This window comes from Maricaulis sp. (assembly GCF_048269565.1).
GTDB lineage: Bacteria > Pseudomonadota > Alphaproteobacteria > Caulobacterales > Maricaulaceae > Maricaulis.
Genome location: NZ_JBLXIK010000003.1, coordinates 55952 through 80384, shown reverse-complemented (window position 1 = coordinate 80384; position 24433 = coordinate 55952). Strand labels below are relative to the sequence as shown.

Sequence of the window (24433 nt, the reverse complement as noted above, 5' to 3'; positions counted from 1 at the left end):
GTCTAGGCCGTCACCCCAAACACCGCCCCGATCGCCGCCGTCACCGCCATCGCCACCGCGCCCCAGAAGGTGACGCGCACGGTCGCCTTGACGATGTCGGCACCGCCAATGCGGGCGCTCAGTCCGCCAAGCGTGGCCAGGCAAATCAGCGAGGCGATGGCCGTCGCCGGGATGGTCAGGCTGTGCGGTGTCAGCACGGCAACGAGCAGCGGCAATGCGGCGCCGGTGGAGAAGGTGATCGCCGACGTCACCGCCGCCTGGATCGGTTTGGCGGCCGTGGTCGCGCAGATCGCCAGCTCGTCGCGGGCATGGGCGCCAAGCGGATCCTTCTCCATCAATTGTGTTGCGACCTCGTCGGCGAGTTCCCGGCTCAGACCACGCGCGACATAGATGGCCGCCAATTCGGCCTGTTCGCCGGCCGGGTCCGCCACCAGCTCCTCGCGTTCGCGCGCAAGATTGGCCGCTTCGGCATCCGCCTGCGAGCTGACGGAGACATATTCGCCGGCCGCCATCGACATCGCTCCAGCCACCAAGCCGGCCGTGCCGGCGACCAGGATCTCTGCCGGCCCGGCATTGGCCGCAGCAACCCCGACAATCAGGCTGGCGGTGGAGACGATGCCGTCATTGGCCCCGAGCACGCCGGCGCGCAGCCAGCCGATCCGGTCGATGCCATGATGTTCGGGATGGGTGAATTTCGAGCGTTTCATGCAGCATCTATCCCTGTTGCGTCGAGCGTCAAACCTAGAATGACCGGCACGGGCGGGCAATCGCGGCGGATTGCCACCGGCCATCGGCAGGCCGGGACATCCGGCCGGATCGTCAAAGCGCTTGCCGCCCAAGCCTGCCGGCCCTAACGTCCTGCAATGAGCGATGAATTCCCCGCAAAATCGGCCGATCCACGGCTGCAGTCTGTCCGGCTGGACGAGGCCTCGGCCCTGTCGCCGGATTTCTATGCCGGCGATCACTGGCTCGGCGTCGACCAGGCCGCAGTGCTCGAGCCGGGCTGGCAGATCCTGTGCCCGGCCTCGGATGTGGCGCAGCCGGGCGATCATGTCGTGCGCGATATTGGCCGCGTGCCGGTGCTGATCGTGCACGCTGCCGACGGCGCGCTCAACGGCTTCGTCAATGTCTGCCGCCACCGCGCCGGCCCGCTGGCGCTATGCGATGGCAAGGGCGCGAAACGGCTGCGCTGCGCCTATCATGGCTGGACCTATGATCTCGACGGGCAATTGCGCACCGCGCCGGAAATGCAGGACGCGCAGAGTTTCGACCGCGACGGCATCGCCCTCGCCCGCATCGAACTGCAGACATGGAACGGCATGACCTTCGCGCGCGCCCGCGCCGGCGGACCGGATTTCGCCACTGTCATGGCCGGCATCGATGCCCTCGCCGCGCCCTATGATCTGGCCGGCATGCACCATCATCACCGGCGCATCTACAAGGTCGCCGCCAACTGGAAGACCTATGTCGACAATTTCCTTGAAGGCTATCACCTGCCCTTCGTGCATCCCGGGCTCAGCGGTGTCGTCAGCTATCCGCAATACCGGACCGAGCTGGCGCCCTTCTGGTCGCTCCAGCGCGCACCGGTGAGTGACCCCAATGGCCTCTATGCCGATGGCGAGGCGCTGTATTTCTTCATCTATCCCAACACCATGCTCAACATCCTGCCCGGCCGGGTGCAGACCAATCGCGTTGTCGCCGACGGGCCGTCGCATTGCCGGGTCGAGTTCGATTTCTACTACGCACCGGGCTTTGAGAGCATGGCCGAGGCCGATGATGCCTTTTCTGACGAGATCCAGGGCGAAGACCGTCTGATCTGCGAGCGTGTGCAGCAGGGACTGAATAGCGGCGCCTACCGGCCCGGGCGGCTATCGCCCAGCCAGGAGGCCGGCGTCTGGCATTGGCAGAATTTGCTGCGCGAGGCCTATGCCCGCGCCGAGGGGGGAACGACACATGGAGACGCAAACAACTGAAGTGGCGAAACCGAAAGCCATCGGCTTCTGGGGCTGCTGGTCGCTGACCGTTGGCGTGATGATCGGCTCGGGCATCTTCATGCTGCCGGCCGTGATGGCGCCCTATGGCCTGATGGGTTTCGCCGGATGGGCCCTGACGGCAGGCGGCTCGATCCTGCTGGCGCTGACGCTGGGCCGGCTGGCGGTGCGCACCACGCGGACGGGCGGACCCTATGCCTATGCCCATGACGCCTTTGGCGATCTGCCCGGCTTTCTCGTCGTCTGGGGCTATTGGGCCTCCTACTGGATCTCCATCCCGGCGGTCGCGATCGCCTTTGTCGGCTATGTGACGGTTTTCGTGCCCGCGCTCGGGCAGGCGCCGGTGGCTCAGGCCGCTGTCGCGCTGGCGCTGATCTGGGGCCTCGGTCTGGTCTCCCTGCGCGGCGCCTCGGATGCGAGCCTGGTGCAGCTGATCATGACCGTGCTCAAAATCCTCCCCATCCTGCTGATCATCGGCCTCGGCGCCGTCGCCGGAGAGATGGCCAACCTGCCGGCGGTCAATCCGTCGGGCGGCACTTTCCTGGGCGTACTGGCGACGACAGCGCTGCTGACGATGTGGGCCTTTGCCGGGCTGGAATCCGGGACAATCCCAGCCGGTGAGGTCCGCGATCCCGCAAGGACCGTCCCGCGCGCCACCGTGATCGGCACCATCACAGTCGCCATCATCTATATCGGCTCGACGGCGGCGGTGATGGCGCTGGTCCCGGCCGACCAGCTCGCGGCCTCCACCTCGCCCTTCGCCGACGCGGCCCGGCATCTGGGCCCGTGGGGCGGGCCGCTGGTCGCCATCGGGGCGCTGGTATCAACCGCCGGAGCCCTGAACGGCATCATCTTCCTGTCCGGCCAATTGCCGATGGCGGTGGCGATCGACCGGCTGGCGCCGAAATTCTTCGCCGCGAAAAATGGCCGCGGCGCTCCGAAATACTCGCTGCTAATCTCGCTCATCCTCGGCTCCATCCTGCTGATCGCCAATTACTCGCGCGGCCTGGTCGGGGCCTTCACCTTCCTGCTGATGATGAGCACCATGACCTTGCTGGCACCGCTGCTGGTCAGCGCCGTCGCCGAACTGCGCCATTCCTGGAAATCGGCGCGGAGCTGGGCGATCATCGCCCTGCTGGCGTCGCTGTATTCCTGTTTCGCGATTTTCGGCTCCGGTCTGGAAGTTTTGTTCTGGGGCATGGTGCTGATGGTCATCGGCCTGCCGGTTTATTACCTCGGCCGTCAGCGCGAGCCGGGCAAAGTGTCGCCTTCCGCACCGGCGCAATGACGTCTATCCAGAGAGCCTGACACTCCCGAGGGAGCACGCATGCCGACGCCGAAAGCCCAGACCGAGTCCATGGACGGCCTGTGCTTTCGCACGCGTGGCCTGACCAAGACCTATGGCAAGGGCGCCGCCGAGGTGCAGGCGCTGCGCGGCGTCGATCTGGAATTGCCCGATGGCGAGCTGGTCGTAGTGCTCGGCGCCTCGGGCAGCGGCAAGTCGACCTTCCTCAACATCATCGGCGGTCTCGACAAGGCGACCAGCGGCGAGGTGTTCTTCCGCGGCCGCGATATCGGCCATGCCAGCCGCCAAGAGTTGACGCAATACCGGCGCCGCAATGTCGGCTTCGTGTTCCAGTTCTACAATCTCATGCCCTCCCTGACGGCGTGGGAGAATGTCGCCCTCGTCACCGAGATCGCCGACAATCCCCTCACCCCGGATGCGGCGCTGGAGATGGTCGGGCTCAAGGACCGGCAGAGCCATTTCCCGGCCCAGATGTCGGGCGGCGAGCAGCAGCGCGTCGCCATTGCCCGCGCCATCGCCAAACAGCCCTCCGTCCTGCTGTGTGACGAACCGACCGGAGCGCTGGATTCGTCGACCGGATCGCGGGTGCTCGAGGCGCTGAAAACCGTCAACGACACGCTGAACGCCACGACGCTGATCATCACCCACAATGCCGGCGTCGCGGCGATGGCCCACCGGGTGGTGGTGTTCGCCGATGGCGCCGTGCGCGAGGTGCGCCTCAATCCCGCCCCCAAACACCCGCGCGACATCACATGGTAGGCGGAGGCGGCATTCTCGGCTGGCTTTCGGTGCTCGACCGCAAGCTGTGGCGCGATCTGTGGGGGATGAAAACCCAGGCGCTGGCGATTGCCTTTGTCATTGCCGGCGGTGTGTCGGTGCAGCTTCTGTCGACCGGCATGCTCAACTCGCTGCAGGAAACCCGGCGCGCCTATTATGAGCGCTATTTGCTGGCCGATATCTGGGCCCCGGTCGTGCGGGCGCCGCAAGCCCTGCTCAGCGACATACGCGGCCTCGACGGAGTGCAGGCGGCAGAAACGCGCATCCGGGCCAGCGTCCTGTTGGACATGCCCGGCATGAGCGAGCCGGCCTCTGGCGAGATCCTGTCGCTGCCCGATATCGGCCTGCCCTCGGTCAACCAGCTCTATCTCACCCGCGGCCGCACGCCGGAAGCTGATCGCGGCGATGAGGTCGTGGTGCTGGAAAGCTTTGCCACGGCGCATGAGCTCCAGATCGGCGACACCGTCTCGGCGACAATTCATGGCCGCCGTGCCCGTCTGGTGATCGTCGGCATCGGTCTGTCGCCCGAGCATGTATACACCATCGCGCCGGGCGAGATCGTGCCCGATGACCGCCTGTTCGGGGTGATGTGGATGGGACGCCAGGCGCTGGCGCGTGCCGTCGACCAGGACGGGGCCTTCAATGAGGCCGTGGTGCGTCTGTCACACGGTGCCAGCGAGGCCGCCGTCATCGCCGAGCTCGACCTTCTGTTTGAACCCTATGGCGCGCCGGGCGCCTATGGCCGCGACGAGCAGATCTCCGACGTCTTCGTCTCCAGCGAGATCGACCAGTTGCGCACCATGGGCAACGTCCTGCCGCCGATCTTCCTGCTGGTGGCGGCCTTCCTGGTCAATATCGTCATCTCGCGCCTGATCGCCGTGCAGCGCGCCGGGATCGGCCTGCTCAAGGCCTTTGGCTATCGCGATGACGAGGTCGGCTGGCATTATATGAAACTGGTCGCCGTGATCGGGCTGGCCGGGCTGATGATCGGCGGCGGGCTCGGAATCTGGCTCGGGCGCGAGATGGCGATCCTGTACACCCAGTATTACCGCTTCCCCTTCCTGGTCTTCAACGCCGACCCGCGCACCTATGCCATCGTGATTGCCATTACCGGCATCGCCATTCTCGGCGGCGCCGCGGTGGCCGTGCGCCGCGCCGCCAGCCTCAATCCGGCTGATGCCATGACCCAACCACCGCCACCGGACTATTCCAAGGCCGCCGGCATGGGCATTACCCGCTGGCACGCCATCGACCAGCAGACCCGCATGATCTTGCGCCAGATCATCCGCTGGCCGATCCGCGCCGGCCTCACCGTCGCCGGCGTTGCCGCCTCGGGCGCGCTGTTGATCGGGACGATGTTCTTCATCGATTCCATGAGCGTGATGATGGATGGTTTCTTCAATGTTTCCAATCGCTACGACGTATCCGTAACCTTCGTGCAGCCGCGCTCTCGTGCCGCCTATCACAGTATCGAGCGCCTGCCCGGCGTGCTGGCGGCCGAACCGTTCCGCGCGGTCTCGGCGCGGCTGCGCCACGGAAATCTCGAGGAGCGCGCGGCGCTGATGGGCAGTCCGGCCGATCCGGAATTGTCGCGCATGGTCGATGCCGATTACCGCACGGTCTCACCGCCACCGGGCGGGCTGGTGCTGTCGCAGGACCTGGCGACCAAGCTGGATATCGAGGCCGGCGAGATGCTGGAGATCCACATCGCCGAGGGCCGCCGTCCGGTGCTCAACGTGCCGGTCTCGGCGGTCACGACAACGCTGATCGGGTCGGGCGCCCAGATGCGGATCGGCGATCTCAACGCCCTGCTCGGCGAAGGCGATGTCGTGTCCGGCGCCTATCTGATCGTCGATCCCGGCCAGCTCGACACGCTCTACACCACGCTCAAATCCGTGCCTCTGGTCGCGGGCACCGGGCTGCAGGCGCTGGCGGCGCAAAATCTCGATGAGCTGATGCAGCAAAATCTCGGCACCGCGATCTGGATCTATACCGGTTTTGCCGGACTGATTGCGCTGGGCGTGATCTATAACAGCGTCCGCATCTCCTTCGCCGAGCGGCAGCGCGAACTGGCCTCCCTGCGCGTGCTCGGCTTCACCGTCGCCGATGTCGCCTATATCCTGCTCGGCGAAGTGGCGTTTTTGACCCTGCTGGCCCTGCCGGTCGGCGCGGCGGCGGGCACGGCGATGGCCTGGTTTCTGGCGCAGGCGATGAGTTCGGAACTGTTTCGCTTGCCGTTTGTCATCAATGCCTCGACCTTCGGGCTTGCGGGCGCGCTGCTGGTCGGCATCACCATCGCCTCGAGCCTGATGGTGCGCCACCAGATCGAACGGCTCGACATGGTCGCCGTGCTGAAAACAGGGGAGTAACGGGTTTTGAAAATCGCCGGACTGACACTCAATTTCCGCACGGTCTTCTGGGCGATCGCCGGGATCGCCCTCATCGTACTGCTCGCCCTCGCCTTCCGGCCGCAACCGGTTCTGGTCGATCTGGCCGAGGTGAGCCGTGACACGCTGGCTGTCAGCGTCCGCGACGAGGCCCGCACGCGGGTGCGCGAGGTCTATGTCGTCTCGGCGCCGCTCGGCGGGCGCCTTCTGCGGATCAATCATGATGCCGGCGACAGCGTCGCGGCGGGTGATGTGCTGGCGACGATCCTGCCGAGCGACCCGGCCCTGCTCGATGCCCGCTCCCAGGTCGAGGCCCGCGCTGCCGTGCGCTCCGCCGAGGCGGCGCTGGCCTTCGCCAATGCGGAACAACAGCGCGCGGCGCTGGAATACGATTATGCCCGCACCGAGGCGGAACGCATCGAGACCCTGTTCACCACCGGCGTCGCCTCCCAGGGTGCCGTCGACCGCGTCCGGCTGGCGCGGCGCACCGCCTATGCCGGCCTCAATACGGCGCGCGCCAATGTCGCCCGCGTCGAGGCCGAGCTTGAGGCGGCACAGGCGCGCCTGCTGCAACCGGGCGAGGATGGTGCCAATGGCGGGCTGGTCGAGATCCACGCACCGGTCAGCGGCCGGCTGTTGCAGGTGCTGCAGGAGAGCGAGAGCGTTGTCGTGCCGGGCACACCGATCCTGGAAATGGGCGACCCGGCCGATCTGGAAATCGTTGTCGAATTCCTCTCCACCGATGCAGTTCAGATCCAGGAGGGTGATGCCGCCGAGATCACCGCCTGGGGCGGCAGCGGCACCTTGCGCGGCCGGGTGCGCCGCATCGAGCCCTATGGCTTCATCAAGGTTTCCGCCCTGGGCGTCGAGGAACAGCGCGTCAATGTCATCATCGACCTCGTCGACGAGCCGGGCAGGTGGGTAGCGCTGGGCCATGGCTATCGCGTCGAGGCGGCGGTGACGATCTGGAACCAGGACGATGTCGTGCAATTGCCCGTCGCCGCCCTGTTCCGCTCCGGCGGACAATGGGCCGTCTACCGCGTCGAGGAGGGCCGCGCCGCCCTGACACCGGTCGAGATCGGCCAGGAGAATGGCCGCATGGCGCAAATTGTCTCCGGGCTCGAGCCCGGCGATGTCGTGGTGATGTATCCCGGCCCGCAAATCCATGACGGCATCGCGGTCAAGCGGCGCGAAGCGGAGCTCTAGGAACAGGTCCATGCGCACATTCGACGAAATCTTCGCCCTCGCCGCCGAGCGCAAGGGCGGGCCCGAAGCGCTGGAGGCCCAGCTCTCCAAGCCGCTGCCGGCTGGCGAGCTCGCCGCCATCCCCGATGATCGCTGGCTGTCGATGATGGCGAAATGCCTGTTCCAGGCCGGTTTCCACTGGAAGGTGATCGAGGCGAAATGGCCCGGTTTCGAGGCGGCTTTCGAGGGCTTCGATCCCGCTCGCGTGTCCTTCTACGGCGATGACGAGATCGACCGCCTGCTCTCGGACAAGGGCATTGTCCGCAATGGCGCCAAGATCATGGCGGTGGTGGAGAATGCCCGTTTCCTCACCGAGCTCGCCGCCGAGCATGGCAGCGCCGCGAAGTTCTTCGCCGACTGGCCCGAGGATGATTTCAACGGCCTGATGGATGTCCTCGCCAAGCGCGGCTCGCGGCTGGGAGGCGCGACCGGACAGCGCGCCATGCGCTGGATGGGCAAGTCGAGCTATATCCTGTCCAAGGACGTCATCGCCCGCCTGATCGCCGAGGGCGTCGTCGCCAAAGCGCCGACCTCGAAGCGCGACCTGGCGGCGGTGCAGGCGACCTTCAATACGTGGCGGGTGCAGTCCGGGCGGTCGCTGAGCGAGATCAGCCGGGTGCTGGCGATGAGTGTCGGGAGTTGAAAAACTGAACCTGAAACCGGTGCGGTCGATTTAGTCCGGCTGGGCCAGCTTTCCCGGGCCCGCTCGCCGGCTTCGGGTTCATTTGGGTGATGCTTCTCAGCAACCACATCCACCATACACTCCCGTCCGCAGCTCCAGACTCCGCCCCGCCACACGAACTTGCTATACCGCTCCGCATCGCCACCGGATGACCCCCATGCCCCGTTTCACCGTCGCCGCCCTGTACAAGTTCACCCCGCTCGACGGGCTCGATACCCTGCAGGCGCGGCTGAAACAGGTCGGTGAAGCGAACGAGATCACCGGCACACTCCTGCTCGCCGCCGAAGGCATTAATGGCACCATCGCCGGCACCGCCGACGGGATCGCCGCCATGCTGGGTGCCATCCGGACCCTGCCCGGCTGCGGCGATCTCGAGCACAAGGAGAGCTGGGCCGAGGCGCAGCCGTTTTTGCGGCTGAAAGTGCGGCTCAAGCGCGAGATCGTGACGATGGGCATTCCCGGCGTCGATCCCAATCAGCTGGTCGGCTCCTATATCGACCCGAGCGAATGGAACGAGCTGATCACAGCCCCCGATGTCGTCACCATCGATACCCGCAATGATTACGAGGTCCGGATCGGCCAGTTCGAGGGCGCGGTAAATCCGCAGACCGTCAGCTTTCGCGAATTTCCCGAATGGTTCCGCAATTTCCGCCAGGGGCGCCCCAATGCCCGCGTCGCGATGTATTGCACCGGCGGCATTCGCTGCGAGAAGGCAACCTCATTCGTGAAGGCCGAGGGGATTGACGAGGTCTTCCATCTCAAGGGCGGCATCCTGAAATATCTCGAGACCGTGCCGGCCGAGGAAAGCCTGTGGCGCGGCGAATGTTTCGTGTTCGACCGGCGCGTTGCCGTCGGGCACGGGCTCGAGCCTGGCACCCACACGCTCTGCCATGCCTGCCGCGAACCGCTCGGCCCGGAAGATCTGCGCTCGGACCACTTCGTGCCTGGCGTCTCCTGCCCGCATTGCCATGACCGTTTTTCCGCCGAAGACCGCGCCCGCTTTGCCGAGCGTCACAAGCAGGCCCTGCTGGCCGCCAGACGCGGCGAGAAACATCTCGGGCGTGTCTATGAGGACGAGGCTCCCGAAACCGGAAGCGAGACCGGAAGCGAGACCGGAAGCGAGGCCGGGTGAGCGCGCGCCTGCCCATCCTCTACTCCTTCCGCCGCTGCCCCTATGCGATGCGGGCGCGACTGGCGCTCGCGGCGAGCGAGACTGAGGTCCAACACCGTGAAGTCCTTCTGCGCGACAAGCCGGCCGAAATGCTCGCCGCCTCGCCCAAGGGCACGGTGCCTGTGCTGGTCCTTCCTGACGGCGAGGTCATCGAGGAAAGCCTCGACATCATGCGCTGGGCGCTGGGCCAAAATGATCCGCGCGGCTGGCTGGCGCCGGGGGATGCCATGTTCGAACTGATGGCGGTCAATGACGGCCCGTTCAAACGCGCGCTGGATCGCTATAAATACCCCAATCGCTATGAGGGCGAGGACGCGCTGGAAAACCGCGCCCGCGGGCTGGAAATTCTGACCGGGCTCGAGACGCGCCTGACTGCCTCGCCCTTCCTGTGCGGCGCGGCGATGAGCCTGGCCGATGCCTCGATCTTCCCCTTCGTGCGCCAGTTCGCCCACACGGATCGTGACTGGTTCGCACAACAGCCCCTCCCCGCCCTGCAAGCCTGGCTCGCCGCGCATCTGGCCTCGCCGATCTTCGCGGCGGTGATGAAAAAACGCCCGGTCTGGGCCGCCGCGCCGGCCTGACTGGCGCTGCGTTAACCCTCGCGCCATACTCGTGCGTGCAATTTGACGCCGGATCGCAACCGCTTCGCCCCATAGCCGCAGGAGATTTCCCGTGAACCGCATCTGGATACCCCTCGCCCTCGCCGCCGGACTGGCCATGCCCGCCCAGGCCCAGCATTGGGGCTATGAGGGTCATGAAGGCCCCGAGCACTGGCAGGAGATGAACCCGGACTGGGCGGTCTGCGCCGTCGGCCAACAACAATCGCCGGTCGATCTCACCCAGGCCCTGCAGGCCGGTCTGGGCACGCCGGAGATCGACTGGGCCGAAGAGACCGCCGGTGTGGTTGTCGATAACGGTCACACGGTTCAGGTCAGCGTCGAGAATGCCGGCGGCATCACGCTGGACGGAACTGATTACCGTCTGCTGCAATTCCACTTCCACGCCGCCAGCGAGCACACGATTGACGGCCGGCACGCGCCGATGGAAGTACATTTCGTGCACCAGTCCGAAGCGGGCGACCTCGCGGTGATCGGTGTGATGGTGCAGCCCGGCTCCAGCCTGCCGACGCTCGACCGGATCTGGGCCGCGATGCCGGCCGACAGCCATGCCTCACCGGGCATCGCCGCCCGCGTCCATCTCAATGACTTCCTGCCGGCCAATCGCGGGGCTTTCCGTTATCAGGGCTCGCTGACGACACCGCCCTGCAGCGAAATTGTGTCCTGGACGGTGTTCACCACACCGGTTGCCGCAACCGCGCGACAAATCCACACATTCGAGGAACGTCATCCGGACAGCTTCCGCCCGGTACAGCCGCTCAACCGGCGCTTCGTGCTTGTCTCGCACGACTGACGCATACGCCGTCTGACGGCACAGCCCCGGATCCGCGCGGGTCCGGGGCTTTTTGCTGCGCTGATGCGCGACCTCCACTCTGGCGCCAGCCCGGCCTGGTGTGTAGATTTCGCGCCCAGATGAACCGGATCGGAAGCGCAAGATGAGCCTGCCCCAACTCCCCCTCAAAGGCACCTGCCGCTGCGGCGATGTCGAGGTCGAGCTGACGGCGCCGCCGCTGATGACGGCCGCCTGCCATTGCACGGGCTGTCAGAAGATGAGTGCCAGCGCCTTCTCCGTCACCGCCATGGTGCCGCCGGACGGGTTTGCCGTCACCCGGGGCGCGACAGTGCGCGGCGGGATCGGTGAGGATCCGCTCGACCACCGCTTCTGCCCACGCTGCATGAGCTGGATGTTCACCCGCATCGAGGGCGTCGACGCCTTCATCAATGTGCGTCCGACCCTGTTCGAGGGTACGTCCTGGTTCACCCCCTTCATCGAGACGATGACGCAGGAGAAGCTCGCTTGGGCGACGACGCCGGCGCGGCACAGCTTTACCGGCTTTCCGCCAATGGACGCCCTGCCCGCCCTGATCGCCGAATTCGCCGAGACCGCCTGACCATCCGCCGTGATCAGTGCGGTTCGCCCGGCCGGTAGCCGCCCTGGCGCCGCGAGAGATCAAGTGTGCGCCATTGCTCGGCGGCAAAGATCGGCGCCTGGTCGTCATAGTGCGGCGAGGCCTCGTCCAGCGTGGCCGAGCCATATTGGTGGATCGCTTCGGCGCGCTGGCTGCCATCGGCGAGCCATTCCACCAGCATGATCGAGGTATCACCGGCCGCAGCGACCAGCTGGCCGTCGGCATTGAGGTCGTGCGAGCCGGCATAGATGGCGCGCAGCACATCGGGTCCGCCGCCGATGGGGATATTGACCTCACCACGCACCAGCCGGTTGACCTCGCCCCATTCCGGGTCGAGCCGGTTGTGATGCATCATCAGCTCGGCCGCGGCTTCGCGTAACGCCTCGACCGGGTCCATCAGCCAGGGATCATTGGTGTGAAGATTGCCGATACAGCGCACCGCCACCAGCACGCCCAGCGCCGCCTCGCGATTGGCGGTGTCGGTCGAAAGATCCCAGCGGCGCAGCACGGATTGCGCCTCGGCCAGTCCCGGGTCACCGCTGAAATCCTCGCCAAGCAATTCCGTTACCAGGCGCGCGACCGGCGACTGATCGGAATAGGTCTTGTCGAACTTGATCTCAAGCAGGGCCTCGCGGCTGATCCGGCCCTGGGCACGCAACAGTTCCAGCCCGCGCCAGGCCCGATTGGAATAGCGCGGCTGGATGCCGAAGGTCGGCGAGTAACCGGCCGCGTTGATATTGTCGGCGCGCGCCGTCGCATCAAACGGCATCTGGTTGGCCGAAAGCAGCCAGCCGCTGGCCGGATCGGTATAGATCGGCATAGCGGTCAGCGGCAGATAATCATCCCAGATCAGTTCGGAACGGTCGCCGGGCAGGTATTGCAGCCAGTCATAGCCCTCTTCGCGCACCGGCATGCGGGCATTATAGACATAGGCGATATGGCCCGCGCGGTCGGCATAGACGGCGTTGAGCGAGGAGATGGCATTGATCTCCATCGCCGCCATCCAGCCGTTGAAATCCGTGGCGCGGTTCATCGCATACCATTGTTCGACCTGGCCGATCTGGTCCATGCCGGAATAGCGGATGGCGTAATCACCATGATCGGTGCGCACGACCGGTCCGTGGCGCGACCACCACATATCGCGCGTCACCGTCCAGCGGATCGGTCCGAATATCCCCACGGTGATGCGCGCCGTACCATGCTCAAGCTCGAGCCATTCGCCATCAAGGCGGTAGCGATCGCCCTCGGTTTCGAGCACATAAATGTCTGACAGGTCCGGCTTGTTGACGGTATGCGCCCAGCCGAGATCGGGGTTGAAGCCGTGCAGGATCAGCGGCGCGCCCGGGAAGGTCGCGCCGGTCATGTCCCAGCCATCATCGGAAGACAGCCGCGCCTCATACCAGGCGACCGGGCCTTCAAACGGCTGGTGCGAATTGATCAGCAGCCGCGTCGCACCATCGGCCGAGCGCGAGGGCGCGATGGCGAAGGCGTTGGAGCCAAACGGCAGACGCTCGCCTTCAATCAGCTGGAAGGCGGTCTTGCTGGAGCCCATCGAGACGGTGCGCTGGCGTTCATCCTCGAACAATTCGGCGAGGTCGGCATCGAGCCCGTACATGAAGGGCGTGCGCAGCACGAAACCGGCGACAATGTCCTGGCCGGTCACGGGCAGCTCGTCGGACCAGGTATGCCGGGGGTGTTCGGCGGCATAGAGATTGAGACCATCAGCATAGGCCTCCACCAGCGCCCGCGTCGCCGGAGACAGATCGCGCTCATAGCGCGCCGCGACCAGTTCGCGAATCCGCAGCAGCTGGACGATATAGTCGGTCGGTGCCGCATCGGCCCCGGCATGGCGCGCCAGACGCCCGCGCGCAGCGACCAGCGTGGTCTGCAGGGTTTCCCAGTCGTCCTCGGCCTGGGCATAGCCGAGGCCAAAGGCGGTGTCGGGGTCGGTGACGCCATGGATTTGCGGCACGCCGAACTCGTCGCGGACAATGCGCACCGAATAGACCCCGGCCGCAGCAACCGCTTCGCGTTGGAAGGCCTGCAGGCGAAGATATTGCGCGCCCATATCCACCAGCAGCGCCGCCATCACCAGTACGGTGACGGTCATGACGATGCCGCCCCAGAATTTCGACAGTTTCATGAAAGCGTCCCCCGTTTGCGGCAAGTCTAACCGAGCCGGCCGCAGCGGCAATGGCTGAAATCGCGGCACGAAAAAGGGCGCCCCGGCAGAGCGCCCCCTCTCATCCAGACTTGCGCCCGGATCTACTCCCAGAAATAGGGCTGGCGGTCATTGTCGCCGGTGACGGTCTCATTCATGGTCTGGGCGTCATAGAGACGGCCATTGAGCATCACGAAATCGATCTCGTCGGTATTGCCGATATCGTCGAGCGGATTGGCCCGCATCACCACCAGATCGGCGAGCTTGCCGACTTCGAGCGAGCCGATATCGGCGTCGAAGCCGAGATGCCGGGCCGGCATGACGGTCGCCGCGCTGAGCACTTCCAGCGGCGTCCAGCCACCGCGCGCCAGCGACCACATTTCCCAATGCGCCGCCAGGCCCTCTTGCTGGCCATGGGCCCCGATGACGACATCGACACCGGCCTGCATCAGCTGACGCGAGACGCGGGCATTGTCATCATCGACGAAATCGCTTTCCGGCGCCGTGGTGCGACGCACAGATCCGGCCTGCAGGATGCGCGGCGGCACGTGCTGCGACAGGATCGGGTGCAGCCAGACATCCATCGCCTGGCGCCAGTAGGGATCGCCGGCCAGACCGCCATAGCTGACCACCAGGGTCGGAGAATAGGCGACATGGGTCTGGGCGTAGAGGCTGACAACATCGTCATAGATCGCCGAGACCGGCAGATTGTGCTCAAGCGAGGAATTGCCGTCGGCGATCAGCGACATGTCCATATGGTAGTTGGATCCGCCTTCGGGCACGACCAGCAGACCGGCCTCGATCGAGGCGGCGACGACCTGTTGACGCTGGTCGCGTCGCGGCTGGTTGTAGTTCTTGATCGAATGCGCACCCTGGGCCGCGAGGCGGAAGACGTGCTGCTCGGCATCACCAAGATTGTTGATCTCGGCATAGACCGAGGGCGCGCGGGCACCATAGACGATCTCGCCGCTGGAATAGATGCGCGGCGCCAGCAGGCGGCCGGCCCGCTGGTATTCGCTCGAGGAGAAGATCTGGCTGGCCCGGCTGGACGGGTCGTGGATCGTCGTCACGCCGAAGGCGAGATGGGCGATATCCGACCAGTTCTGTTCAGGGATGAGATCATCCGTGCCCTGGGGCCCGTGCGCATGGGAATCGATGAAGCCCGGCGTGATGGTGTGGCCGGCCACGTCGACCACACGCGCGCCTTCAGGCACCTCGATATCGGCCCCGATCGCGGCAATGCGATTGCCGTCGATGATGATGGTCCCGTTCTCGATCACACCGCCGTCTTCATCGGCCATGGTGATGATGCGGGCTCCGACCAGGGCGGTGATGCCGCTTGGCTGGTCGGCCGTGACCGTCATCGACAGGTTCACACCCTCGGTCGGCGGCTCATAGCCCTCGCCGTCTCCAGCGGTCGGATCGGGGCGGAAATCATCCATCCGCGCCGAATAGAAGACCGGACCCATGGTCCAGTTGACCTGCTGGCCGCCATCGCTCCAGTGGAAATAGGTGCCGCCATTGCCTGACAGCTCGACCGTTGGCAGGGCGCCGGTCGTGCGGCTCTCGCCGACCGATTGCGGGCCCGGCAGAAGCGGGCTGACGAAGACGTCGTAATTCTGCCGGTAGGCGACATGATCGCCCGCCGGCGAGACCACAAACTCGGTGACCAGCTCGCCGGTGGCATGGGTGCGCTCATGCGCGCCGTTGAGATCCATCGAGACGAGCGAGGCGCCATCACCGCTACGGGTGACGAAGACGCGGTCATTGCGATTGGCGAATTGCGGGCTCTCGCCGTTCTCGGTCACCAGCGACATGGCGCCGCCGCGGGCCGGAATGGTGTAGATTCCCGGCGCTTCCGACCATTCCGGTGCGGTGAGATAGCCGCCCTCGCCCTTTTCAAACACGATGGTGGCGCCATCGGGCGAGAAACGCGGCCGGCGGTAATGGCCCGGCTCCTGCGTCACCACCGTCTCGCGGCCGCCGCGCGCGGAAATGGTGCGGATCGAACCGAGCGCCTGGTCGTCCCAGGTCGCGAACACGATGGTGCGGCCATCGGCCGACCAGCTCGGAAAGAGTTCGCGGCGATCGCCATTATTATTCGTAAGGCGGCGCGGTGCCGCATCGCCCGAGGCGCTGCGGACCCAGAGCTGGCCCAGACTTTCGAACACGATCTGGCTGCCGTCCGGCGAAGCGGTGGCAAAGCGCGGCATGCGGGTTTCGAACGTTGCCGGAGCGACCTCGACCTGCGGCCGTGGCGGATCGACAATGTCGCGCGTGTCGTTGATGGAGAACGGAATGTCGCTGACCGTGCCCGTGGCGAGGTCGACACGGTGGATCTGGCCACCGGCCCAATAGACCAGAGACTGGCTGTCGGGCATCCAGTCCATGTTCGGATACATGCCGGTGACGCCCCAGGTCTCCTGCATGTCCTGATCGAGATTGTCGACCAGGCGGCGTTCCTCGCCGCTGTTCAGGTCCTTGACATACAGCGTCGACTGGATGCGCTCGCGGCGCACGAAGGCCATATAGCGCCCGTCGGGCGACGGCGTCGGACGCACCGCACCACCGGCACCGGAAACGGCGGTCGACGTCTCACCGGTCTCCAGGTCATAGCGCAGGATGTCGAACAGGTCGGTGTTGGAATCCTGGGCGTAGATGAAGCTGTTACCCGGGGTCACATTCATCGTGTAATAGACATAGCGCCCGTCGGGCGAAAACATCGGTTCGCCCAGCTCTTTCTGGAAATTCTCGTTGGGCCGCTCGACCAGCTGCACGCCGCCACCGCCGAGGACGTGATACATCCAGATTTCGCCGACACCGGCCGAACGCCCGGTGGTGTAGTGCTTGCGCGCCGCGACATAGCGGCCATTGGGGTGCCAGGTCGGATTGTTGAGCAGGCGGAAGCTCTCATCGGTCAGCGCCCGGGCATCAGAGCCGTCGGCATTCATGATCCAGATATTGTCGCCGCCCCCGCGATCGGAGGTAAAGGCGATCTGGCTGCCATCCGGTGAGAAGCGCGGCTGGATTTCCCACGGCATGCCGGACGCGATACTGGTCGCCTCGCCGCCGCTGACCGGAATGGTGTAGATATCGCCGAGCAGGTCAAAGGCGATCGTCTGACCGTCAGGGCTGACATCGAGGCTCATCCAGGTGCCTTCGGTGACATTGAGCGGCACCTGGCGCATTTCGAGACCGGGATTGGCGACATCCCAAGCCTCGGGCGCGGCGGCGTCTTCCGCCCCGGCCTCCTGCCAGGCAAGGCCGGGCGATGTGCACAGGATGGTCGATGCGGCAAGCGTGAGCATGAAACGGGTCATTTTACCCCCCAAAGAATCCAAAGATTGCGTGGAGAGTAGAGCCGCCGCGTCAAAGCGGCAAACTAACCGTTCTGTAACAAGGGGACTGTGCCGGTTGATGCCCGCGCCTAGTGCGCCCCACCCATGCGGCCGAGCCGCACCTGGTAATCCACAGCCAGCGCGTATTCCGGATCATCATCGGCATCGACCATCAACTGGCCGGCCTTGGTCAGCAGCTGGTGGCAATCATGGCTGAGATGGCGCAATTCCAGCTGTTTGCCGGCGGCGTCATATTTGGCGGCCAGATCCTCGATCGCCTGCAGGGCCGATTGATCGACAATACGCGACTCGTTGAAATCGATGATCACACGCGCCGGATCGCCGACGATGTCGAACAGTTCGATGAAGCCGGTGGCGGAACCGAAGAAGAGCGGTCCCTCGACCTTGTAGACCTTGGCGCCTGCCTCATTGATCTCGGTGCGGGCATGAATGCGCGAGGCGGCATTCCAGGCGTAGAACAGGGCCGAGACGATCACGCCGACGATCACCGCGACAGCCAGGTCGCTATACACCGTCACGCCGGTCACCAGCACGATGATGAAGGCGTCATTGCGCGGGATTCGGCGCAGCACGAGCAAGCTCTGCCAGGCGAAGGTGCCGATCACGACCATGAACATCACCCCGACCAGGGCGGCGAGCGGGATCTGTTCGATCAGGCCGGAGCCGAACAGGATGAAGACGAGCAGGAACAGCGCCGCGACAATGCCCGACATCCGCAGCCGGCCGCCGGATTTCACATTGATCATCGACTGGCCGATCATCGCACAGCCACCCATGCCGCCGAAAAAACCGGTGACGATATTGGCGGCGCCCTGGGCGACACATTCCTGGGACGCCCCGCCGCGCTTGCCGGTGATCTCACCGACCAGGTTGAGCGTCAACAGGCTTTCGATCAGACCGATTGCCGCGAGAATGGCGGCATAGGGCAGGATGATTTCCAGCGTCTCGAAATTGAGCGGCACCAGCGGCAGGTGAAAGCTCGGCAGGCCGCCGGCGATCGAGGCGAGATCGCCAACCCGCGGTACGGGGATGTTGAAGCCGACGACCAGGGCCGCCACGACACCGATCGCCACCAGCGGCGCCGGCACGGATTTCGACACTTTCGGCCAGAAATGGATGATCGCCATCGTCAGCGCGACCAGGCCCAGCGTTATCGCCAGCGGCAGGCCGGTCATCCACACATGCTCGCCGCTCTCATTGACGACCTTGAACTGGTCGAGCTGGGCGAGAAAGATCACGATGGCGAGGCCGTTGACGAAGCCGAGCATCACCGGGTGCGGCACCATGCGGATGAACTTGCCCAGCCGCAGCACGCCGGCGGTGACCTGGATGATCCCCATCAGGACCACAGTCGCGAACAAGTATTCAATCCCGTGCGTCGCCACCAGATGCACCATCACCACGGCCAGCGCGCCGGTGGCGCCGGAAATCATGCCGGGACGGCCACCGAAGACAGCCGTGATCAGACCAACGATGAAGGCGGCATAGAGGCCGGCGAGCGGCGGTACGCCGGCGACGAAGGCGAAAGCCACCGCCTCGGGCACCAGCGCCAGCGCGACGGTCAGACCGGCCAGGACCTCGATCCAGATGCGCGTCGGGCTCAGTTCGGGACCGTCACCGCGATTGAGAACCGTTGCGGAAACGCGTTGCGCGAACACGGCGAGAGGGGATTTGTTCATCGGGAATGTCCATTCGGTTTCGGCGCGCCAGCGGGCGCAGGCCAGAGGCGGCTTCTATGCTGCAACGCAGCAGAAGACCAGCAGGAATTCTGCCATGCGCCGCGCGTCAAGGCTTTGCTAACCACGCTTCTCAACGGAATATTGTGTTCATTGCCCTAGTCTGACCACTTCGAATAAGGGGTCCGGCCTTGGAATATTCAAGCTCACCACGCCAACCGCAAAGCGGTCCGGCCAACGACATGACCAATTTCATGCGCCCGGCGATGATTGATGCGGCAGCTCTCACGCGAGCCCAGATGCGCGCCCGGGCCCGGGCGCCGCAGCACCGCGTCAATCGCAAGGCGCTCGGTCATCTGATGCAGACGATCGACATCCTCGCCATCGCGATTCTCAGCGCCGCAGGCGCGCTTGCCGTGTCCGGCGGTGCCGTGACCCAGGTGCCGACGGGCGAACTGCTGCCGCTCGCCGCCTATGCCACGCTGACGCCAGCCCTGTTGCTGCTGTTCAAACTCTACAAGATCGATCCGCGCGGCATCGTCGTCTATCGCGTGCTGACCGCCTTCATCGCCGTCGGTCTCAGCGGCGTCGCCGTGCTGACCCTGGCCCATTTGACTGCGCCGCACACCACCGACCTGCTCGCCGGTTTCACGATCACTGCGACATCGGCCATGACCCTGCTGCACATCATCTATGCCGGCTTCATCGAGCATTGGGCCAAGGCGGGACGGCTGGCACGCAATGTCGTGCTCGTCGGCGCGACCGCCAATGCGCGCAAGCTGATCGCGGCCAACAAGGGCTCGGGCTCCGTCAATGTCGTCGGCATTTTCGATGACCGCAAGGCGCGCAGCCCGTCACAACTGGCCGGCACGCCCTATCTGGGCGACACCGATGATCTGTTTGACTGGAGCACCCTGCCCGAAGTCGACCGCATCATCCTGACCGTGACCCAGAAGGCCGAGGACCGGGTTCGCGTATTGTTGACCAAACTTCGGGCCCTGCCACAGCCAGTCTGTCTGCTGCTCGATCTCGACCATTTCGACCCCGACACCACCAGTCTGGAAGACGTGGTGGGCGTCCAGGCGGCGCGGATGAGCGGCGTCGAGGAACGCGTCGGTCATCTCATCGCCAAGCGGCTGCAGGACCTGGTGTTCGGCTCGATCATGTTCGTCGCCCTGCTGCCGATCATGCTGGTCATCGGTCTCGCCGTGCGGCTGGAAAGCCCCGGCCCGGCCCTGTTCCGCCAGAAGCGTGAAGGCTTCAATGGCCGCATGATCACCGTCTACAAATTCCGCTCGATGCGTCACGCGCCCGAGCGCGACAGCCGCGCGGTCCGCCAGGTCGAGTTCGATGACCCGCGCGTCACGCGTCTCGGCGCCTTCCTGCGCCGCACCAGCCTGGATGAATTGCCGCAATTGTGGAATGTGCTCGGCGGCGAGATGTCGCTGGTCGGACCGCGTCCTCACGCGCCGGGCATGCGCACCGGTGGCACGGAAACTTCCAAACTGGTGGCCGAATACGCCCACCGCCACCGCGTCAAACCCGGTATCACCGGCTGGGCCCAGATCAATGGCTCGCGTGGTCCATTGCATTCGCCCGAAGCCGCACGCGAGCGCATCCGCTGGGATATCGACTATATCGCTCGCGCCAACTTCTGGTTTGATTTCATGATCATGCTGCGCACCCTGCCCGCCCTGCTCGGCGACAAGATCAATATCCGCTGACGCAGGCGCAATGGCGTTGAAGTCGCGGCGCCGCTAGCGCCGCAGCAGGGATTGCGGCCGGATGCGATTGCGCCGCCACAGATCCTGCAGGGTCGCCACGAGCGGTGCCTCGTCCACCGGCGTGACCGCGTCGGGATTGGCGCCATAGACCGGATTGAAAGTGTTTTCCCGGTCTTCATAGCCGCGCCAGCCACTATTCCAGCGGAACATTGCCCAGCCGGCACCGGCGCGTTCGAGCGACTCGACCCTGCGGCGCAGATAGCGCGGGGCATTGGGTGCCCAGCGGGCCACGCCAAACTCGCCCATCATCCAGCGCTCGGCATCGGGCGGCAGGAATTCCGCGTCGCCGCGCGCAAAACTGATATTGGCGCCGCGGCCCTGATGCGTATAGGCGCGCGGACTATAGTCGTGCAGCGCCAGCACCAGGCCGGGTGCGCTGTTCAGATCGAGCAGGCCGGCAAAACTGCTGTGCCCATAGCCGTCCGGATTCACCAGGATCGGCGTTTCGGTATCATGCTCGCGGATCACCGCCGCCAGCCGGCGCGCCAGAGCGGGCCAGTCGGCAGGTGTGCCGGCCACATGCTCGGCCAGCAGCGCCGGGTCCCACTGGTCAAGATCACCGCCATCCGGACCGGGCGCGGCCTGGTTGGCATTCGGTTCGACCATCAGCAGATAGCCGGCGACATTGGCGCGATCCCGAAAGCGCATCGCGGTGCGCCGCCACATCATGTCCCAGCCGTCCTGGGCCTCGGTCGAGCGCCAGACAACATCATTGATCATCGAGGCGGGAAACCAGGAACCGGCGCCGCCGCGATGGAAGGTGAACTCACTGCGTCCGGGCCCGGTGCGAAAACCGATCACGACATACAGGCCGGCCAGTTCGCAGCGCCGCACCATATCGTTGAGATGATCCTCGACGCGTGGATCCGGCACATAGGGCGCCCATTCGGCGACCGTCCCGGGATGGGACAGAACCACCAGATTGGCACCGCCCGCAGCCAGCGCCCGCAGCGCCTCATCGGTCACCGGCACCCCGACCGGGCCGGGCCCGAGAAACTCCGGACCGTCGAGTTCGAGAAAGACACGCCGCTGCGCCAGCACGGCGCCGCGCAAATGCGGCCCGGTGGCATTGTTCCACAGCTCCAGCCGGCTGGTTTCGGCGCGCGCACAACCGGGCAGGCCCAGCGAGGCCAGACCGGCGGCAGCGAGAACGGAGCGGCGGTCAAGCTGGGTCATAACGCGTAGAACCCGCTGAGCCGGTCGATCTTGCGCATCAGCTTGCCCGGCCAATGCCGCGCCGGACCGATCGGCGCCGTCTCGGCGGCGCGCGTCAGTGCCTCGCCGGCATTGCGTGTGGTGCTCAGCAGCGAGGGATTGGCGATACAGCCACGCGCGAGGCCGACCTGATAGCTCGACAGGTCGCGCTTGAACTGGAAATCGCCCGGTCCGAGCTCGAGCGCCAGATGTCCCTTGCCGGCGGCCATGCGCGCCGCTTCGGTCAGCAGCAGCACACCGGCGCTCAGGCGGGCATAGTCGGCGTGATAGGCGGGAAACCAGTAGTGCGACAGCCGGTCGCTTTCCATGCCGATATGGACCGAGACCAGCCGGTCACCGACATAGAGCGAGGAGGAACTGCCGGAGAAGAACTCGCCCTTGCGGCTCAGGACCGCCTTGAGCAGCCTGCGGGTCCAGGCGACGGAAAACACGTTGAAGACATTGGTGGCGGCGTATTGCTGGCTCTTCCACTCGATCATCCGCTCGAACACTTCCGGGCTGGGGTCCTCCATCACATAGCGATGGCCCTCCTCCAGCTCGCCGAGCTTGCGGCGGCGACCGCGCAAGGTCCGCATTGCCTTGGAGTCGACCTGGCCGCGCCGCGTCTCCCAGGCCTCATATCCCTCGGACAGGTCCAGCATCCAGGAGGCGACGATCTCGGTCGCGTTCTCGCGGAAGGGCTGCTGGCTCGACAGGCCGGCATGGAAGGCAAACAGGGGCAGGCCCCCCTGGCGCAGCACCGCCTGCAGGTCGAAGGACGAGCCCGGCTCGGCGATCACGCCCTGGACATCACCCATCGGGCCGCCCAGTGGCCGCGCATAGCCGAGCCTGCCGGTGTGCAGCGGCAGAAATCCGGTGATCTGGCCGCGCTGGCGCACAATGAGCACACGCGTATCATCGCGGGCCTCCTCGCAGCATTCGGCGAATTCGGGCGCGAAATACGGGCTGGCCAGCGCCGTATCGGCGGCGACGAAGGCGCGCCAGGCCTGTTTCTCGGCCGCATCCAGTTCACTGGGTCGTTTTGATCCAACATCCATAGGCTTGATTCCAGTCACATTTCCGGCCCGGATGGGCCGCCCCCGCTCTCTGCATAGCGCAGCAGCCCTTATCGCAGGGTGAACGCCTGGGCGTCTCGCGACAATCCCCTTTCACGCGGCACCCATCTTGCAGGCTTCGCGTTACAGGCGAGTGGAGCGTTTCATGCTTGGACGGCATCTTCTGGGATATCTTCCCGTACAACTGACACAGGCCATTGTCGGCTTCGGCGGCGTCGCGATTTTCACGCGTCTGCTCTCGGCCGATGACTATGGCCAATACGCGCTGGCCCTGGCCGCACTCTCGCTCTTCCACATGGCGACCTTCACCTGGCTTGAGGCGGCGATTGCCCGATTCCATGCCCGGGCCGAAGCGCGGCGCCGGCTCGGCGATCACCTCGCGACCGCCTATGGCCTCTATCTGCTGATGGCGCTGGCCGGTGCGGTGCTGATCGTCGCGGCGCTGACCGTCCTGCCCTTTGATGCGCGGCTGAAAACCGCCCTCGTCTTCGCGGCGATCTCGCTGCTGCTGCGCGCCCTGTTGCAGATCGGTCTCGTCACCCATCGCGCGGCCGGCGAGATCGGCCGCTATTCCGCCCTCGAGGCCGGATCGCTGATGCTCGGCTTCATCATCGGTGTCGGCATCATCTTCACCACCGATCTCGGCGCCGCCGGCATCTTCATGGGCATGGCGATCGCCGCCGCCGTGGCACTGGTCGTGGATTTGCCGCTGATGCTGCGCCGCGCCGCCGGGGGCCGCCGCCAGCTGGTGCGTGCCCAGGCCTATGCCAAGTTCGGCGCCCCGGTCTCCGCCTCGCTGGTGTTCGAACAATTGCTCTCGGTCGGCGACCGTTTCCTGATCGCCGCCTTTCTCGGCCAGGGCGCGGTGGGCATGTATGCCGCCGGCTACGGCCTTGCCGACCGGCTGCTCGACATCATCTTCATCTGGTTCGGTGCCGCCGTCTGGCCGCTGACCATCAAGGCCCTCGAAAGCGAAGGCGCCGAGGCCGCCCGCGATGTCGCCGGCCGCGCCGCCGGCCTGATGGCGCTGATCGCCTTTCCGGCCGCCGCCGGCCTCGCGCTGGTCGCGGTGCCGCTGACGACGATCATCATCGGTGAAAACCTGCGTGAACAGGCTGCCGTCATCCTGCCCTGGATTGCCCTGTCAGGCCTGATGAAGGGGATGATGACCTATTATTTCCACGAGGCCTTCACCCTCAAGCGCCGGACCGCCAGCATGGCGGCGATCATGGCCGCGGCCGCCCTGCTCAATCTCGGCCTCAACCTGGTTTTCATCCCGATCTTCGGCATTGCCGGCGCCGCAGCCGCGACGGTGATCGCCTATTTCCTCTCGCTGCTGGTCTGCGCCTGGCTCGGCCGCAAATACTTCCCGCTGCCGCTGCCCTGGGCCGACTGGCTCAAGGCCGCCGCCGCAACGGCGGTGATGGCCATGGCCGTGATGACCCTGCCCGCCATCGAGTCGGCATGGTTGATGCTTCTCGCCCAGGGTGTGACCGGCGCGCTCGTCTATATCGCCTGCGCCCTCGCTTTGAATGTGGCCGATTGCCGGAGCTGGCTGGCCGATGCACGCGCAATGATGAAACCGGTGGAGGCCTGAA

At 65.6% G+C, this 24433-nt stretch carries 18 protein-coding genes; 12 read left to right on the top strand and 6 right to left on the bottom strand.

What is annotated here, in order from left to right:
* Positions 1-2 precede the first annotated feature (2 nt).
* The gene (locus ACN0YL_RS07160; protein ID WP_417497510.1) at positions 3-707 is read right to left on the bottom strand and encodes a VIT1/CCC1 transporter family protein; all 705 of its coding nucleotides are present in this window, start codon (positions 705-707) and stop codon (positions 3-5) included.
* A 156-nt stretch (positions 708-863) separates the two neighbouring features.
* Between ACN0YL_RS07160 and ACN0YL_RS07155 the strand changes: the two genes are divergently transcribed.
* From ACN0YL_RS07155 to ACN0YL_RS07110, 10 genes are all read left to right on the top strand, one after another.
* Positions 864-1973, top strand: a complete 1110-nt coding sequence (locus ACN0YL_RS07155) for an aromatic ring-hydroxylating oxygenase subunit alpha (protein ID WP_417492715.1) — start codon at positions 864-866, stop codon at positions 1971-1973.
* Entirely contained in the window at positions 1954-3279 is a 1326-nt protein-coding gene (locus ACN0YL_RS07150; RefSeq protein WP_417492716.1) for an amino acid permease, read from the top strand. Before ACN0YL_RS07155 ends, ACN0YL_RS07150 begins: the two co-directional genes overlap by 20 nt.
* A gap of 39 nt (positions 3280-3318) precedes the next feature.
* Positions 3319-4056 carry an ABC transporter ATP-binding protein gene (locus tag ACN0YL_RS07145; RefSeq protein ID WP_417492717.1) on the top strand — a complete coding sequence of 246 codons (738 nt, stop codon included), beginning with the start codon at positions 3319-3321 and terminating at the stop codon, positions 4054-4056.
* A complete protein-coding gene (locus tag ACN0YL_RS07140) occupies positions 4050-6443 on the top strand; it encodes an FtsX-like permease family protein (RefSeq protein WP_417497509.1) in 2394 nt (797 codons plus the stop codon). The genes ACN0YL_RS07145 and ACN0YL_RS07140 overlap by 7 nt, the downstream gene beginning before the upstream one ends.
* Positions 6444-6449: 6 nt before the next feature.
* A complete protein-coding gene (locus tag ACN0YL_RS07135; protein ID WP_417497508.1) occupies positions 6450-7667 on the top strand; it encodes an efflux RND transporter periplasmic adaptor subunit in 1218 nt (405 codons plus the stop codon).
* Between the two features lie 10 nt (positions 7668-7677).
* Entirely contained in the window at positions 7678-8349 is a 672-nt protein-coding gene (locus ACN0YL_RS07130) for a DNA-3-methyladenine glycosylase I (RefSeq protein WP_417492720.1), read from the top strand.
* A 196-nt stretch (positions 8350-8545) separates the two neighbouring features.
* Entirely contained in the window at positions 8546-9520 is a 975-nt protein-coding gene (locus tag ACN0YL_RS07125; RefSeq protein WP_417497507.1) for a rhodanese-related sulfurtransferase, read from the top strand.
* The gene (locus ACN0YL_RS07120) at positions 9517-10140 is read left to right on the top strand and encodes a glutathione S-transferase (protein ID WP_417492722.1); all 624 of its coding nucleotides are present in this window, start codon (positions 9517-9519) and stop codon (positions 10138-10140) included. Before ACN0YL_RS07125 ends, ACN0YL_RS07120 begins: the two co-directional genes overlap by 4 nt.
* Before the next feature lie 91 nt (positions 10141-10231).
* On the top strand, positions 10232-10969 hold the full coding sequence (locus ACN0YL_RS07115) for a carbonic anhydrase (RefSeq protein ID WP_417492723.1): 738 nt from the start codon (positions 10232-10234) through the stop codon (positions 10967-10969).
* Between the two features lie 142 nt (positions 10970-11111).
* The gene (locus tag ACN0YL_RS07110; protein WP_417492724.1) at positions 11112-11567 is read left to right on the top strand and encodes a GFA family protein; all 456 of its coding nucleotides are present in this window, start codon (positions 11112-11114) and stop codon (positions 11565-11567) included.
* 13 nt (positions 11568-11580) lie between these two features.
* Here the strand turns inward: ACN0YL_RS07110 and ACN0YL_RS07105 are convergent, their stop codons facing one another.
* The 3 genes from ACN0YL_RS07105 to ACN0YL_RS07095 form a co-directional block, all read right to left on the bottom strand.
* A complete protein-coding gene (locus tag ACN0YL_RS07105; RefSeq protein ID WP_417497506.1) occupies positions 11581-13728 on the bottom strand; it encodes a penicillin acylase family protein in 2148 nt (715 codons plus the stop codon).
* A 122-nt stretch (positions 13729-13850) separates the two neighbouring features.
* Positions 13851-17066 carry an amidohydrolase family protein gene (locus ACN0YL_RS07100; protein ID WP_417497505.1) on the bottom strand — a complete coding sequence of 1072 codons (3216 nt, stop codon included), beginning with the start codon at positions 17064-17066 and terminating at the stop codon, positions 13851-13853.
* 107 nt (positions 17067-17173) lie between these two features.
* Positions 17174-18784 (bottom strand): SulP family inorganic anion transporter, encoded by a 1611-nt coding sequence (locus tag ACN0YL_RS07095; protein ID WP_417497504.1) that lies wholly within the window; start codon positions 18782-18784, stop codon positions 17174-17176.
* A gap of 239 nt (positions 18785-19023) precedes the next feature.
* On the opposite strand from ACN0YL_RS07095, the gene ACN0YL_RS07090 reads away from it, so the two are divergent.
* A complete protein-coding gene (locus tag ACN0YL_RS07090) occupies positions 19024-20505 on the top strand; it encodes an exopolysaccharide biosynthesis polyprenyl glycosylphosphotransferase (RefSeq protein ID WP_417497503.1) in 1482 nt (493 codons plus the stop codon).
* A gap of 33 nt (positions 20506-20538) precedes the next feature.
* Here ACN0YL_RS07090 and ACN0YL_RS07085 read toward each other — a convergent pair whose 3' ends face one another.
* Together ACN0YL_RS07085 and ACN0YL_RS07080 are read right to left on the bottom strand one after the other, a co-directional pair.
* Positions 20539-21741 carry a glycoside hydrolase family 5 protein gene (locus tag ACN0YL_RS07085; RefSeq protein ID WP_417497502.1) on the bottom strand — a complete coding sequence of 401 codons (1203 nt, stop codon included), beginning with the start codon at positions 21739-21741 and terminating at the stop codon, positions 20539-20541.
* Positions 21738-22817: a GNAT family N-acetyltransferase gene (locus ACN0YL_RS07080; protein ID WP_417497501.1), complete on the bottom strand. Its 1080-nt coding sequence runs from the start codon at positions 22815-22817 to the stop codon at positions 21738-21740. Before ACN0YL_RS07080 ends, ACN0YL_RS07085 begins: the two co-directional genes overlap by 4 nt.
* A gap of 163 nt (positions 22818-22980) precedes the next feature.
* On the opposite strand from ACN0YL_RS07080, the gene ACN0YL_RS07075 reads away from it, so the two are divergent.
* On the top strand, positions 22981-24432 hold the full coding sequence (locus ACN0YL_RS07075; RefSeq protein WP_417497500.1) for a lipopolysaccharide biosynthesis protein: 1452 nt from the start codon (positions 22981-22983) through the stop codon (positions 24430-24432).
* Position 24433: the final 1 nt, after the last annotated feature.

Bases quoted from the DNA above. Each gene is read 5' to 3' on its own strand.
- ACN0YL_RS07145 (WP_417492717.1), top strand. From the start codon at position 3,319: ATGCCGACGCCGAAAGCCCAGACCGAGTCCATGGACGGCCTGTGCTTT.
- ACN0YL_RS07090 (WP_417497503.1), top strand. From the start codon at position 19,024: ATGACCAATTTCATGCGCCCGGCGATGATTGATGCGGCAGCTCTCACG.
- ACN0YL_RS07095 (WP_417497504.1), bottom strand. From the start codon at position 18,784: ATGAACAAATCCCCTCTCGCCGTGTTCGCGCAACGCGTTTCCGCAACG.
- ACN0YL_RS07080 (WP_417497501.1), bottom strand. From the start codon at position 22,817: ATGGATGTTGGATCAAAACGACCCAGTGAACTGGATGCGGCCGAGAAA.
- ACN0YL_RS07140 (WP_417497509.1), top strand. From the start codon at position 4,050: ATGGTAGGCGGAGGCGGCATTCTCGGCTGGCTTTCGGTGCTCGACCGC.
- ACN0YL_RS07125 (WP_417497507.1), top strand. From the start codon at position 8,546: ATGCCCCGTTTCACCGTCGCCGCCCTGTACAAGTTCACCCCGCTCGAC.
- ACN0YL_RS07105 (WP_417497506.1), bottom strand. From the start codon at position 13,728: ATGAAACTGTCGAAATTCTGGGGCGGCATCGTCATGACCGTCACCGTA.
- ACN0YL_RS07100 (WP_417497505.1), bottom strand. From the start codon at position 17,066: ATGACCCGTTTCATGCTCACGCTTGCCGCATCGACCATCCTGTGCACA.
- ACN0YL_RS07150 (WP_417492716.1), top strand. From the start codon at position 1,954: ATGGAGACGCAAACAACTGAAGTGGCGAAACCGAAAGCCATCGGCTTC.
- ACN0YL_RS07160 (WP_417497510.1), bottom strand. From the start codon at position 707: ATGAAACGCTCGAAATTCACCCATCCCGAACATCATGGCATCGACCGG.
- ACN0YL_RS07110 (WP_417492724.1), top strand. From the start codon at position 11,112: ATGAGCCTGCCCCAACTCCCCCTCAAAGGCACCTGCCGCTGCGGCGAT.
- ACN0YL_RS07155 (WP_417492715.1), top strand. From the start codon at position 864: ATGAGCGATGAATTCCCCGCAAAATCGGCCGATCCACGGCTGCAGTCT.
- ACN0YL_RS07075 (WP_417497500.1), top strand. From the start codon at position 22,981: ATGCTTGGACGGCATCTTCTGGGATATCTTCCCGTACAACTGACACAG.
- ACN0YL_RS07130 (WP_417492720.1), top strand. From the start codon at position 7,678: ATGCGCACATTCGACGAAATCTTCGCCCTCGCCGCCGAGCGCAAGGGC.
- ACN0YL_RS07085 (WP_417497502.1), bottom strand. From the start codon at position 21,741: ATGACCCAGCTTGACCGCCGCTCCGTTCTCGCTGCCGCCGGTCTGGCC.